This is a genomic window from Brevundimonas fontaquae (assembly GCF_017086445.1).
GTDB lineage: Bacteria > Pseudomonadota > Alphaproteobacteria > Caulobacterales > Caulobacteraceae > Brevundimonas > Brevundimonas fontaquae.
On record NZ_CP070968.1, the window covers coordinates 2,953,297 to 2,966,142 of the forward strand.

Consider the following 12,846-nt stretch of genomic DNA (forward strand, 5'->3'; position numbering starts at 1 on the left):
TCCGAGCGACGCCTCAGGCCTTATGAAGCCGGAACCCCAGCCGATCAGCGGCTTCGTCGATATAGGCTGGCGCGCCGGTGTCGGTGATCAGAGCGTCGAGGTCCGCCACGTCTATGATCCGGTGCAGGCAGATCTTGCCGAACTTGGAAGCGTCGGTGACGGCGATGACTTCGCGCGCGGTTTCGACCATCCGGCGGTTCAGTTGCGCCTCGGGCTCGTGGTGGGTGGTGACGCCGCGCTCGATGTCGAGCCCGTCCACGCCCAGGAACAGCTTGTCCAACAACAGGTCGTCCAACGCCGCGACGGTCTGGGCCCCATAGAAGGCCATGTTCCGCCGGCGCAGCTCGCCACCCAGCATGACGATCTTTATCTTTCGCTTCTGGGCCAGCACCGTCAGGATATCTAAGTCGTTCGTAACGACGGTCAGATCCTCGTCGTCAGGCAGGAAGCGCGCGATCTGCAAGGTTGTCGTGCCGGAATCCAGCATGATGGAATCGCCCGGCCCGACCATGCCGGCCGCCAGCTTGCCCACACGCTCCTTGGCTTCGGGGTGACTGGCGCGTTTGGTCTCGATCGCTGGCTCAACAGGGGCGTTCACGACCTCGGTGCTGATCGCCCCGCCATAGGCGCGCGTCGCGACGCCCCGCCCCTCGAGATACTGCAGATCCTTGCGGATCGTCTGCATGGAAACGTTGAAAATATCCGAGAGAGCCGCAACCTGAACGCTGCCGCGGGCTCGGATCATGGTCGTGATTTCACGCCGACGCTCTGAAGTATCGCGCGAGATCGCGCGGGACCCGTCCGCCATGCACTGCGTCTCCTAAGACGGCGGATTGCCGCCTACGCTGCATATCCCGTTTTCACTTTGCCTACAAAACGAAAGCGGAGCCGCGCGACTCCTTGTCGGAAATCACGCGCAGAGGGCAGCCTCAAGCGCGGGCCGCTGGGTGATTTCTCACCGCCGGACCAGAGAGCTAGGCTCCAGTCCCGCCTGCCCAGAGGCCCAGGCACGGACATCTTCAGTTGCGAGTGGGGCGACGAGACCACAACGGCTCGACTAACCGAAAGAGGACGTCTCCATTTGCCAATGTTGGGAGCGGATTGGGGGCATCGACGGCGTTGCGATTTACGACAGCGAACCGTTTAGACGCGCAGGTCGCTAAGACCTCGCTTACGAGGTTGATTCCGAGGCCGGGAAGCAACATCGCGATATCAGTCAGCACGCTTTAGCCCTCTATCCGGCATGCAGCGCAAACACGCTTGAACCGCAACGACCAGCCTTAGTAAGCCAAACCAAGGCGCACACCTACGGCGGTTAGTTGGTGGGTGCCCCCAAAACACTGTTTAAATTTAAAGGGTGGCGGACAGAGAGGGATTCGAACCCTCGGTAGGCTTTCACCTACACACGCTTTCCAAGCGTGCGCGATCGACCACTCCGCCACCTGTCCGTTTCACGCTGCGTCTTGCGCGCCGCCGGAGGTCGATCCGGCGGGAGGCGGGCCTGATAGAACACACTCGCCCCCTCGGCAAGCGCCTCTCGCATCCCCATATGGACTTCAACGCCATTTTCCGATGAGAGAGCCGCAAATGCTGTTCAAGAAGACCGCCGAAATGCCCACGCCCGAGACCGCCCTGCCCGGCCGCGCCGAGCCGCTGGACACCGACGTGAACCATTATGTCAGCGGCCATCCGCTGAAGGGGCCCTATCCCGACGGTTTCCAGACCGCCATCTTCGGCATGGGCTGCTTCTGGGGCGTGGAGCGCATCTTCTGGCAGTTGCCGGGCGTGTGGGTGACGTCGGCCGGCTATTCCGGGGGCATCACGCCCAACCCGACCTATGAAGAGACCTGCACCGGCCGGACGGGTCATACCGAGGTGGTCAAGGTCGTGTTCGACCCGAGCGTCATCACCTATGCCGAACTGCTGAAGACCTTCTGGGAGAACCACGACCCGACCCAAGGCATGCGCCAAGGCAACGACATCGGCGCCACCTATCGCTCGGCCATCTATACGCTGAACGCCGAGCAGCAGGCCGAGGCCGAGGCGTCGCGCGAGGCCTATCAGGCGGCCCTGACCCAGGCCGGGCGCGGGACGATCACCACCGAGATCGAGCCGGCGGGCGACTATTTCTACGCCGAGGGCTATCACCAGGGCTATCTGGCCAAGAACCCGGCCGGATACTGCGGCATCGGCGGGACCGGCGTGGTCTGCCCGATCGGCGTCGGCGTCGACGCCTGATCCCTGCGACGGCCGCCGGGTTTCAACCGGCGGCCAGTCGGCCTATGGATCGGCGAAAAATGGGAGCGCTCATGTCCGCCTTCGTCCATCCTGACGAGATCCGCAGCCGGTTTTCGGCCGCCCTGTCCGCCATGTATCGGGCCGAGGTGCCGCAATACGGCGATCTGCTGACGCTGGTGGCGGCCATCAACGCCGCTACGTTAAAGGCCGATGCCGCCGGCGCGGACCGGCTGGCGGCGTCCGGCGAACTGGCGCGTCTGTCAGAGGAGCGCCACGGCGCCATCCGCGTCGGCACGGCCGATGAACTGGCCACGATTGCGCGCGCCTTTGCGGTCATGGGGATGGAGCCGGTCAGCTATTACAACCTGGCCCCCGCCGGGGTTCCGGTCCATTCGACCGCCTTCCGCCCCGTCGATCCGGCGGCCCTGGCGCGCAATCCGTTCCGCGTCTTCACCTCGCTGCTGCGGCTGGAGTTGATCGAGGACGACGCCTTGCGCGCGGAGGCGTCCGAGACCCTGGCCCGACGCGACATCTTCACCCCCGGCGCGCGTGAGCTGATCGAGACGGCGGAGACCGCCGGCGGTCTGGACGAGGCTCAGGCCGATCGTTTCGTCTCCGAACTGCTGGAGACTTTCCGCTGGCACGCCCAGGCGACCGTCAGCGCCGAAACCTACGAACGACTGGTCGCCGCCCACCGTCTGATCGCCGATGTGGTCAGCTTCAAGGGGCCGCACATCAACCACCTGACTCCGCGCACGCTGGATATCGACGCGGCCCAGGCGGCCATGCCCGCACGCGGCATCGCGCCGAAGGAAACCATCGAGGGCCCGCCCGCCCGCGCCTGTCCGATCCTGCTGCGCCAGACCAGCTTCAAGGCGCTGCAAGAGGCGATCACCTTCCCCGGCGCCGACGGCCCCACGGCGGGCGCCCACACCGCCCGCTTCGGCGAGATCGAACAGCGCGGCTGCGCCCTGACCCCCGCCGGTCGCGCCCTGTATGACGAGGCCCTGGCGAAGAAGGACTTCTCCGCCCTGCCCGATGACTGGGACGCCCTGCGTCGCGCAGATTTGGCCTGGTTCCGCTACCGCCCGACGCCTGAGGGGCTGGCCGGCCGCGCCGAGGCCGCCGATCTGGAGGCCCTGATCGCGGCGGGCCACGTCGTCGCCGAACCCATCACCTACGAAGACTTCCTGCCCGTCAGCGCCGCCGGCATCTTCCAGTCCAACCTGGGATCGGAGGCCCGCGAAACCGCCTATGCCGTCGATCCCGCCAAGGCCGATTTCGAACGGGCGTTGGGCCGCTCGGTCCAAGACGAGATGGCCCTGTACCGCGCTGAACAGGACGCCTCGATCACAGCGACGCTGAAGGCCTTGGGCCTGACAGAGATGGTCTAGTCCGTTCAACCGGCTGCGGGGCTGGCGGCGCCCCGCGTCCATCCGGCGTCTTGCCTGATGCGCAGACGCGGATCATAGACGCGGCCGTGAACCCGCCCGCTTCCCCGACCCAGCGCCGTTACGATCTCGACTGGATCCGGGTCGGCGCCTTCGGCCTGTTGATCCTGTATCATGTGGGCCTGGTTTACGGGGTCTATGACTGGCACATCCACAGCGCCCACACCTTCGAGTGGATGCGTGAGGCGATCCTGGTCACCAATCCCTGGCGGCTGACCCTGCTTTTTCTGGTGTCGGGCGCCGCCCTGCGGTTCATGACCTTCCGGCGCACCCCGCGCGAGGTCGCCCGCGCCCGGTTCGAGCGGCTGGTCCCGCCCCTGATCTTCGGCGCCCTGGTTCTGGTGCCGATCCAGTCCTGGATCGAGTCGATGGACAAGGGCGGCTGGCCCGGCGGCGTCGCCGGCTTCGTCGCCTGGCTGGGTCATGAGTTCGGCTGGAGCGGTCTCGTCGACGGCGTGCCGGTCAACCATCTGTGGTTCATCGTCTATATCGCCGTCTACAGCCTGGTCGCCGTCGTCCTGTGGCGTCAGCCCGGCCTGATCGACCGACTGGGGAACGGGCTGGAAAAGGCGCTGACAGGCCCGCGTCTGCTGATCCTGCCGATCCTCTATCTGTTCGCCATCCGGTGGCTGCTTTTCCCCTGGTTCGGCCTGACCAACACCCTGCACAACGACTGGTACAATCACGCCCTTTCGCTGGTCGCCTTCCTGTTCGGCTTCAGCATCGTGGGGCGCGAGAGCCTGTGGCGCACGATGGAGCGGTATCGCTGGATCGCCCTGGCCCTGGCGGCCGTCGCCCTGCCGATCATGATGGTCCAGGTCTGGCATCCCGGCGCGCGGGCTTTCTGGGGCGTGCCCAAGGCCGCCGTGTACGGCATCGACCAATGGGCGGTGATCGTCGCTATCCTGGGCTTCGGCTATCGCCATCTGCGCGACCGGGGCGGCCATGCGCTCAACTATCTGACGCAGGCGACCTTTCCCCTCTATCTGGCGCACCAGACGGTGCTGGTCGCGGCCGTCTGGATCATCCGCCCAGCGAACCTGCCGGCGCCGGTCGAACTGCTGTCCCTGATCGCCATCACCTTCGTCGGCAGTCTGGCGATCTATGAGGTCGTGCGTCGCATCCCGGCCATTCGCCCGCTGTGGGGGCTGAAGCCGCTGGACGGCCGGCCCTGGCCGCTGGACCTCCAAGCCCTGCTGAAACCGCAGCTTCGCTATCACCGCCGTCGTCGGCTGCTGGGCGTGGGCGTCGCCGCGCCGCTTCTGGCCCTGACGGTGGTCGCCGTGGCCATCCTGGCCTACCCCGGCTTCAACAATGCCACCCAGTATCTCAGCGAACTGGGCGGGGCGACGGCCAAGGCGCCGATCATCTTCAACGGCGGGGTTTTCGTCGCCGGCGTCATGGCCGGGTTGGCGGGGATCGGCTTTGGTCTGGCCATCTACGCCCTGACCGGCGCGCGGGTCGCAGCTTGGGTCATCGCCATCGTCTTCATCCTGGCCGGCGGCGGCATGTCGGCCTCGACCCTGTGGCCCTGGCCCGATCCGCGCCACATGGTCATCAACCTGGCCCTGGGCATCCAGCTGGCGCCGATGCTGCTGCTGTGGGGTCTGGCCAAACGTCGGGACCTGCCGCGCCTGAAGCTCTTCCTCGCCGTCACCTTCGTCGTCATGGCGATCCTGACGGTCCTGACCAAGCACCTCGTCTTCCCGGGCACGGTCAACGACGCCAACGTCGGCTGGTGGGAGCGTCTCTATGCCATCGTCCTGGTCTGCTGGGTGGGGGTTGCAGCGTGGGTGCTGGATCGTAAACTGCTGTCGGTCGCTACGGAGTCGCCGCACGGTCGCCCGGCTTCCGCCCGGTTCAACGTTCCGGCCTGACTTCACCCCCACATTTTTTGGTTTCATCAACATTGCGTGATTGAAAATCGCGCGAATGTGATCGATTATGCAGGTCGTGTTGCAGTGCAGCACTCCGCGTCGTCCCCAGCCCTCGGGACGACATCCGGTTCACTCGGGGGCGTCCAGAGCGGCATGAACAAGCTGGCGATCCGGCCTGTCGAACAGGCTGAAATCGAGACGACGATCCACGGCGCGCAAACGCCTAGCTGGTCGTGGCTGCCCGACGAGGCGCCGCTGGCCATGCCGGTCCAGTCCCTGTCCGCGCCCGACGCCGTCGCCGACGTGACGCCTGCGACCTCGCCGCGCACGGTCGCGACGCGCCGCCTTGCCCTGCTGGCCGGCACCCTCGTCCTCACCTGCCTGTCGGCCATCACCCCCTTCTACCTCTATGCCCGCAAGGGTTGGGACGGCACCGAGATCCTGGCCTTCGGCCTGTTCATGGTCCTGATCACCGCCATCTCCTGCTGGTTCGTCAGCGGCCTGATGGGCCTGTTCGTCATGCTGCGCGGCAAGGATCAGGCGGACCTCGCCTTCTCGCCGCATCCGCCGATGCCGCGCACCCGCACCGCTCTGCTGATGCCGCTGTACAACGAGGACGCCCGTTCGTCCTTCGCGCGCCTGTCCCAGATCGATTCCTGCCTGGCGCGTCTGGGCGCCTCGTCGGCCTTCGACATCTTCGTGCTGAGCGACTCGACCAAGGAATACGCCGCCGCCGCCGAGCGTTCGGTGTTCCAGTCGTTCCGCATGGCCGCCAACTCCAAGGCCTTCTATCGCCGCCGCACCGACAATGCCGAGCGCAAGGCCGGCAACCTCGCCGAATGGGTCCGTCGTTTCGGCGGCGCATATGAGAACATGATCGTCCTGGACGCCGACAGCACCATGGCCGGCGAGACCCTGCTGCGCATGGTCGACGCCATGGAGCGCAATCCAGGCGTCGGCCTGATCCAGACCGCTCCGGTCATCATCAAGGCCCGCACCATCTTCGCGCGCGTGTCCCAGTATTCGGTGCGCCTGTACGGCCGCGTCGCCGCTGCCGGTCTGGCCTACTGGACCGGTTCGGAATCCAGCTACTGGGGCCACAACGCCATCATCCGCACGCGCGCCTTCGCCGCCTGCTGCGGCCTGCCGCACCTGAAGGGCAGGAAGCCCTTCGGCGGTCACATCATGAGCCATGACGTCGTCGAGGCCGCCCTGATGCGCCGCGCTGGCTGGGCCGTCCACGTCACCGCCTCGCTGGACGGATCGTGGGAAGAGACCCCGCCGTCGATCACCGACTTCATCCGCCGCGACCACCGCTGGTTCCAGGGCAACCTGCAGCACCTGGGCCTGATCACGGCCAAGGGCCTGTCGCCGATGAGCCGCCTGCAGCTGCTGATGGGCTGCATGGCCTATCTGTCGTCGCCCCTGTGGCTGGCGTCGCTGATGGTCGGCCTGTTCATCCAGATGTTCTATCCGGTCGACTGGACCAGCTTCTTCTACATCCTGAACCCCCAGTTCACACCCTTCATGCTGGCCTCCTTCCTGTCCGGCGTGCTGCTGATCGGGCCCAAGTTCATGGGCGCCGCCCTGGTCCTCAGCCGTCCCGCCGAGCTGCGCGCCTTCGGCGGTCGCCGCGCCATCGCCAAGGGCATGGCGGCCGAGATCGCCCTGTCGGCCATCCTGGCCCCCATCCTGATGGTCGCCAACACCAAGGCCTTCATCCAGATCGTCTCGGGCCACGACACCGGCTGGTCGACCCAGCAGCGCGAGGCCGACGGCCTGGCCTGGTCCGACGCCTTGCGCGCCATGCGCTGGCAGATGATCGCCGGCGTCGGCTTCCTGGTCCCGCTGGCGGTTCGTCCCGACCTGGCCACCTGGTTCGCCCCGATCGTCCTGCCGCTGCTGCTGGCCGCCCCGATCACCGTCTGGACCTCGCGCGTCCGTTCGGGCGACAAGCTGGCCGCCAAGGGCTATCTGGTCACCCCGGTTCAGGACGGCGTCAGCGTTTCGCCGGCCGTCCTGCACACGCCGCGCTCGCCGCTGCGTGCGGTCGCCGGCGGCGTCCTGGCCCCCGTCGCCGCCCCGGCGATGGTCCCGGCCCGCGCGCCGGAACTCTGATCGATCCAAAACCGATGCGTGGCGGCCACAGCGCCGCCACAACCGTTACGGTCAAGCTCGACGGCTGAAGGGTTCGCGTTCACTCTTGGATTTCAGCCACCTGCTGCGGACTGATTCCATGACCAAGAAGACCAGCGCCGACACCAAGCCCGACCTGCGGATCGTCGAATCCGAGTCCGCCGTCTATGACCTGATGCGCGCGCCCGAAACCACGGCCGACCGCGTCAAACGCCTCCAGCTCGAAGCCCACGCCCTGGCGCTGGAAGAGATCGAGGCGCTGGAACGGCTCCTGCTCGAAGCCGCCGCCAAGGCCAAGGCCATCGCGGACGGCGGCGACGCCTATCCGGTCGGCGCGCGCGAAATCGCCTCGCGCCTCGCCGCCGATCTGCCGACCAAGGCCGAGACCATCAAGACCATCGTCCACCGCGTCGGCTGAAAAACCGAAGCTGGGCTGTCGGAACGACCCGCCTGCCCGTCCGCTTTCCTGAAGACCCCATCTTCAGGAGACGACATTCATGGACGACCGGACCCACGCGCGCGCCGAAGATATCGCCGATCAGGAACGCGCCATCCAGCGCGACATCGACGCCAAGGACAAGGCGTCCGGCGATGACAAGCCTTCCGGCGCGATGCAGGCCGGCGCCCGCCCCTACCCCGAACCGCCCTTCCCCAAACAACATCAGACCAAGCCGGGCGACGAGGCCGCGCTGGATCCCGCGCCCCTCTATGATGCGCCCTTCTGGAAGGGGTCGGGCAAGCTGGACGGGTTCGCCGCCCTGATCACCGGCGCCGATTCCGGCATCGGCCGTTCGGTCGCCGTCCTGTTCGCACGTGAGGGCTGCGATGTCGTCATCTGCCATCTGGACGAGGCCGCCGACGCCGAAACCACCAAGGCCGCCGTCGAGGCCGAAGGTCGCCGCGCCGTGGTTTTGACGGGCGATGTCTCCGATCCCGCCTTCGCCGAGATGGCGGTCAAGGCCACGCTCGACGCCTTCGGCCGCCTGGATGTCCTGGTCCCGAACGCCGCCTTCCAGGAACACGTCCCCGCCTTCGAGGACCTGACCTACGAGCATTTCGACCGCACGCTGAAAACCAACCTCTACGGCTATTTCAACATGACCAAGGCGGCGGTCCCGCACATGAAGGCCGGCGGCGCCATCGTCATGACCGGCTCGGTCACGGGTCTGATGGGCAATAAGGATCTGCTGGACTATTCCCTGACCAAGGGCGGCATCCACGCCTATGCCCGTTCGCTGGGCACGCATCTGGCTCCGCGCGGCATCCGCGTGAACGTCGTCGCGCCCGGCCCGGTCTGGACCCCGTTGAACCCCGCCGACAAGGACGCCGAGGCGACCTCAAAGTTCGGCGCCGACACTGTGATGAAACGTCCGGCCCAGCCCGAGGAGATCGCGCCCGCCTACGTCTTCCTGGCCTCGCCCCAGATGTCCAGCTTCATCACCGGCGAGATTCTGCCGATCATCGGCGGCTACGCCGGCGGCTGAACCGAAACCGCCGCCCTCCGATCGCAGGGCGGCGGCATCGCCTAGGCTAGCACGTCGTCGTAGTCTGGATGCCGCTTGTGCCAGGCGACGGCGTAGCTGCAGCGCGGAAACAGCTTCAGCCCCGTCTGGCGCGCATGGTCGGCCAGCGACTGCATGAACCGCCCCGCCGCGCCCGATCCACGCAGCGATGGCTCGGCCTCGACATGCAGGATGATCCGCGCATCGCCCTTTACGGCATAGTCGGCCCAGACCAGGCCCGCGCCCTTGTCGTCGTCGAACGCCTGTTCGAACCGGTTGTCGCCTTCGACGTCCTTGAACTGTCCCATCGGATTCTCCTTTGACGGATCAACCGCCAAGGCCGCCGGGACGTTCCGTCACGTTCAAATCGGCCCTTAGATCGGCTTGTCGTTCAGCAGATTCAGCAGGCCGATCACGCTCTTGACCGTGAACCAGACGCTCAGCAGGAACCAGACCAGCAGGAACAGCAGCAGGAACGGAATGCCGATCAACACCACCGACGCCAGGGCGCTGACGAAGATCCCGACCCAGGCCGCGATGGTCCACCAGAAGACCGACCAGAACAGCCGGATCTGCGCCTCGATATGCTGGCGCGCCACGCCCGTCGCCGTCCCGCGCGTGACATAGGACACCACCAGCCCGATCAGAACCAGCACATTGGCGCTGGGGATCGACAGGATGAACAGGGCCCAAGCGATCAGCGCCCCGACCTTGCCCTCGGACGGCTGCCCGGCGATGAAATTGGGTTCGTTCGTCATCGTCGGTCCTTCAGAACAACAGGCTGCGGGGGTGGGGAACGGCCTGTCCGCTCTTCAGTTTCAGCACCCCGAACGCGCCGCGCGCCAGGACCCAGATCGCCAGGGCGAACAGCACCAGCACGCCGATGTTGACCACGATCAGAAGGGCCCCGACCACCGCCGCCCCGACCGCGCCCAAGATGGTGCGCTGCTGATAGACCGCATGGCTGTGCTCCAGCGGATCTGTCGCCCCGTCGCGCCGCATGACCGCCAACAGAGCCACCAGGCAAGACACGCCCAGGGTCGGCACCGCCAGCAGGATCAGCACGTAGACGGCATACAGCCGCATCGGCACGATCGGCCCCTCACGGCCTGAATTCTGAAGTTTGGGCGCAGCCTCGGCCGTCAGACGCTCGCGCACCGCGCGCACGGCCGGCGCCGGTTCGGCCTCGACAGGCGTCGGCTCGGACCGGGGCGGGAACGGCGCCGTCGGCCGGGTCGTCGGGCCAGACCGGTCGAAAGGCCCCGGCTCTGGCGGGTCGAACAGGTCTGGTTCGCGCTCGTCTGTGGGAAACGGCTCCGGCTGGCGCTCACGCGCACGGCCCGCCAGCGACGCGGGCGAGACGAAGCCGACCTCGGCGTCATGATCGTGGTCGTGATCGCGGGGCGCTGCTGGGTCTTTCGGATCGCCGGGTTCGGCCATGAACAACGCTTCTGTCACGCCGGACGCCCGGCTGGAATCTGCCGACGACAATGGCGGTCGGCGCGGCGCGAAGCAACCGCCCTTACCGCCCCAGCACGATCTCGCAGCCCGGCGCCGCCACCGCCGCCAGGGCGCCCGGCTTTTCGATCCGCACCGTGGCCCGCTGCACCCGGCCGTCCTCCAGGCACGCCCGCGCCAGTCGTTCGGCGAACGTCTCCACCAGCCCCACATGCCCCTCGGCGGCGATGGCGCGCGCGGCGTCCGCCACAGTCTCATAGTTGATGGTGTCGCCCAGCCGCTCGATGGGGCCTGGCTCCAACTCCAGCGTCACATCGATCACCAGCCGCTGCAGCCGCCCCTGCTCGTGGTCATAGACCCCGATCCCGGCCTCGACCTCCAGCCCGCGCACGAACACGCTCAGCCGCTCGAAACGCAGCGGATCGTCCGCCGGAACCGGCGTCGCCAGAGGAGAGGAAACCACGCGCTACTCCTGGATGTCGGGGGTGCGCCAGGCCAGGTGCTGGCCCCCATCGACGGCGATCATCTGGCCCGTGACCATCCGGGCGTCAATCAGCCACAGCACCGCCTCGGCCACCGCCTCGGGGCTGCCGGGCGTTTCCAGCAGGGTGGCGCGCGCCTCGGCGGCGAACTCTTCGGGCGTCTGGTGGATGGACGGCAGGGTCGGCCCCGGCCCCACCCCGTTGACCCGGATGCCGGGCGCCAGCGCCTGGGCCAGGGTCTGGGTCGCCCACCACAGGCCGTTCCGCGACAGGCTGTAGGAGAAGAAGCGCGGATCCGGCTTCAGCACCTTCTGGTCCAGCAGGTTGACGATGGCGCCCTCGACCGCCTGGGCCGCGAACGCCTCGGCCAGAACGATCGGCGCCCTCAGATTGGTGTCGAGATGCAGGTCCCAGCTGTCGCGCGTCAGCTCGCCGATCCGGTCGTCCTCGAACACCGAGGCGTTGTTGACCAGCACGCTGACCGGCCCCAGCGCCTCGACCGCCGCGGGGATCAGCGCCCGCACCTTGGCCTCGTCCGTCAGGTCCGCCTGCAACAGGCACGCGCGCCGTCCCAGGCCCGCGATCTCGTCGGCCAGGGTCCGGGCGTCGTCGCCCGACGCATGATGATGGATCGCCACGTCGAACCCGGCCTGAGCCAGCTTCAGACAGATGGCCCGCCCGATCCGCCGCGCCCCGCCCGTGACCAGGGCGACGCCCCGCTCAGAGCGAGCAGTCGCCTCAGTCAACCCGACCGAACTCGAACACGTTGAACGCCGCCAGAACGGCGATGAAGCCGAAGATGATGCCGAGAGCCAGCATGGAATGCTCCTGTTGTCGGTCTTGGCTTAGAGCGGGACGGGGCGGGGTTCAAGCGGGGATGGTTCACTTGCCTGAAGCGCGCTTAACGCTAAGGTCCGACCCTCAGGGGAGTTTGAAATGTCGCGCATACTGCTAGCCATCATGATGGCCGCGCCTTTGTCGGGGTGCCTGACGACCCTGTATTTGTCGGACCGTCCCAGTCCAGCCATGCTTTCCGAGATGAAACGACGATGTGAGCAGGATGCAGCCTTACGCTGGTTTGGCGAGCGCCCTTATGGGATCGACGTTTGGATGCCGGGCAATCTTTCCCGCGACCCGGCGGATGATCCCGGCTTCCAGACAGCGTCGCAATTTATTGGAATAGGCAGCGGGGAAGATTTGTGGCTGCGCAGCGGGGTCGCCCGCGCGTTGTTTATAAACATGGGGCCGGGGGACGGCTACTATTTCGGTCCCACACGGGGCGAACCGTCTGGCGTCTACAAGTTCGAACTGGCGCCTGACGGCGATCCGCGTTGCGAAGCGGAAACAGCATGGTTCGCACGACTAGCGTCGCGCGGAATATCTAAGCCCGCCAGCTATGTTGGTCATTGTCTTACCTACAGTTACGTTGGCAAAGCGCCAGCTGATGCCGCAGTGTTCGTGCGTTTCGATGATGATCCTGAAAAAGGACGCGGACTATATCGCTCCGGAGAGAGACTATTCGTAGATGGCCAGCTCAGGGCATCGATCACCGACTACTGGGCAATTAATCCATCCAGCGCAGCCGAACGAAGAGGCCAATGGGGGATAAGGGCCTGTCGACATGAGCCACAACAGGGATTGCTGAGGTTATTCCCAGACAAATCGGCTTGAGGAAGACAGGATCGATTTAAGATTAGCTCCC

At 66.6% G+C, this 12,846-nt stretch carries 13 protein-coding genes and 1 tRNA gene; 7 read left to right on the forward strand and 7 right to left on the reverse strand.

The genetic code is table 11. The features are described from left to right. Positions 1-13 precede the first annotated feature (13 nt). Positions 14-808, reverse strand: a complete 795-nt coding sequence (gene agaR / locus JX001_RS14370; RefSeq protein ID WP_205681522.1) for a transcriptional repressor AgaR — start codon at positions 806-808, stop codon at positions 14-16. A 550-nt stretch (positions 809-1,358) separates the two neighbouring features. Beyond that, a tRNA-Ser gene (locus JX001_RS14375) sits at positions 1,359-1,448 on the reverse strand. A gap of 139 nt (positions 1,449-1,587) precedes the next feature. On the opposite strand from JX001_RS14375, the gene msrA reads away from it, so the two are divergent. The 6 genes from msrA (at position 1,588) to JX001_RS14405 (ending at position 9,186) form a co-directional block, all read left to right on the forward strand. Continuing rightward, positions 1,588-2,238 carry a peptide-methionine (S)-S-oxide reductase MsrA gene (gene msrA, locus JX001_RS14380; protein ID WP_205681523.1) on the forward strand — a complete coding sequence of 217 codons (651 nt, stop codon included), beginning with the start codon at positions 1,588-1,590 and terminating at the stop codon, positions 2,236-2,238. Between the two features lie 71 nt (positions 2,239-2,309). Beyond that, positions 2,310-3,632 carry a 2-oxoadipate dioxygenase/decarboxylase HglS gene (gene hglS / locus JX001_RS14385; protein ID WP_205681524.1) on the forward strand — a complete coding sequence of 441 codons (1,323 nt, stop codon included), beginning with the start codon at positions 2,310-2,312 and terminating at the stop codon, positions 3,630-3,632. An 86-nt stretch (positions 3,633-3,718) separates the two neighbouring features. Further along, entirely contained in the window at positions 3,719-5,566 is a 1,848-nt protein-coding gene (locus JX001_RS14390) for an acyltransferase family protein (protein WP_241004668.1), read from the forward strand. Positions 5,567-5,719: 153 nt separating this feature from the next. Next, a complete protein-coding gene (mdoH, locus tag JX001_RS14395; RefSeq protein ID WP_205681526.1) occupies positions 5,720-7,684 on the forward strand; it encodes a glucans biosynthesis glucosyltransferase MdoH in 1,965 nt (654 codons plus the stop codon). Between the two features lie 118 nt (positions 7,685-7,802). Then, positions 7,803-8,120, forward strand: coding sequence for a hypothetical protein (locus tag JX001_RS14400; RefSeq protein ID WP_026108401.1), 318 nt, complete (start codon positions 7,803-7,805; stop codon positions 8,118-8,120). A 79-nt stretch (positions 8,121-8,199) separates the two neighbouring features. After that, the gene (locus JX001_RS14405) at positions 8,200-9,186 is read left to right on the forward strand and encodes an SDR family oxidoreductase (RefSeq protein ID WP_205681527.1); all 987 of its coding nucleotides are present in this window, start codon (positions 8,200-8,202) and stop codon (positions 9,184-9,186) included. A gap of 41 nt (positions 9,187-9,227) precedes the next feature. On the opposite strand, the gene JX001_RS14410 is transcribed toward JX001_RS14405, so the two are convergent. The 5 genes from JX001_RS14410 to JX001_RS14430 all read right to left on the reverse strand — a co-directional run bounded on the left by JX001_RS14410 (position 9,228) and on the right by JX001_RS14430 (position 11,890). After that, positions 9,228-9,512 (reverse strand): GNAT family N-acetyltransferase, encoded by a 285-nt coding sequence (locus tag JX001_RS14410; RefSeq protein ID WP_052689639.1) that lies wholly within the window; start codon positions 9,510-9,512, stop codon positions 9,228-9,230. Between the two features lie 66 nt (positions 9,513-9,578). Beyond that, positions 9,579-9,962: a membrane protein gene (locus JX001_RS14415; RefSeq protein WP_017505097.1), complete on the reverse strand. Its 384-nt coding sequence runs from the start codon at positions 9,960-9,962 to the stop codon at positions 9,579-9,581. Positions 9,963-9,972: 10 nt separating this feature from the next. Then, positions 9,973-10,644 (reverse strand): hypothetical protein, encoded by a 672-nt coding sequence (locus JX001_RS14420; protein ID WP_205681528.1) that lies wholly within the window; start codon positions 10,642-10,644, stop codon positions 9,973-9,975. 82 nt (positions 10,645-10,726) lie between these two features. Continuing rightward, positions 10,727-11,125: a dihydroneopterin aldolase gene (gene folB / locus JX001_RS14425; RefSeq protein WP_205681529.1), complete on the reverse strand. Its 399-nt coding sequence runs from the start codon at positions 11,123-11,125 to the stop codon at positions 10,727-10,729. A 3-nt stretch (positions 11,126-11,128) separates the two neighbouring features. After that, positions 11,129-11,890, reverse strand: a complete 762-nt coding sequence (locus JX001_RS14430; protein WP_205681530.1) for an SDR family oxidoreductase — start codon at positions 11,888-11,890, stop codon at positions 11,129-11,131. A gap of 190 nt (positions 11,891-12,080) precedes the next feature. On the opposite strand from JX001_RS14430, the gene JX001_RS14435 reads away from it, so the two are divergent. Beyond that, positions 12,081-12,815 carry a hypothetical protein gene (locus tag JX001_RS14435; protein ID WP_205681531.1) on the forward strand — a complete coding sequence of 245 codons (735 nt, stop codon included), beginning with the start codon at positions 12,081-12,083 and terminating at the stop codon, positions 12,813-12,815. The last annotated feature ends 31 nt before the right edge of the window (positions 12,816-12,846 follow it).

Coding starts and splice junctions, on each gene's coding strand:
- JX001_RS14410 (WP_052689639.1), bottom strand. CDS start 9,512: ATGGGACAGTTCAAGGACGTCGAAGGCGACAACCGGTTCGAACAGGCG.
- JX001_RS14415 (WP_017505097.1), bottom strand. CDS start 9,962: ATGACGAACGAACCCAATTTCATCGCCGGGCAGCCGTCCGAGGGCAAG.
- JX001_RS14400 (WP_026108401.1), top strand. CDS start 7,803: ATGACCAAGAAGACCAGCGCCGACACCAAGCCCGACCTGCGGATCGTC.
- hglS (WP_205681524.1), top strand. CDS start 2,310: ATGTCCGCCTTCGTCCATCCTGACGAGATCCGCAGCCGGTTTTCGGCC.
- agaR (WP_205681522.1), bottom strand. CDS start 808: ATGGCGGACGGGTCCCGCGCGATCTCGCGCGATACTTCAGAGCGTCGG.
- JX001_RS14405 (WP_205681527.1), top strand. CDS start 8,200: ATGGACGACCGGACCCACGCGCGCGCCGAAGATATCGCCGATCAGGAA.
- JX001_RS14435 (WP_205681531.1), top strand. CDS start 12,081: ATGTCGCGCATACTGCTAGCCATCATGATGGCCGCGCCTTTGTCGGGG.
- mdoH (WP_205681526.1), top strand. CDS start 5,720: ATGAACAAGCTGGCGATCCGGCCTGTCGAACAGGCTGAAATCGAGACG.
- JX001_RS14420 (WP_205681528.1), bottom strand. CDS start 10,644: ATGGCCGAACCCGGCGATCCGAAAGACCCAGCAGCGCCCCGCGATCAC.
- msrA (WP_205681523.1), top strand. CDS start 1,588: ATGCTGTTCAAGAAGACCGCCGAAATGCCCACGCCCGAGACCGCCCTG.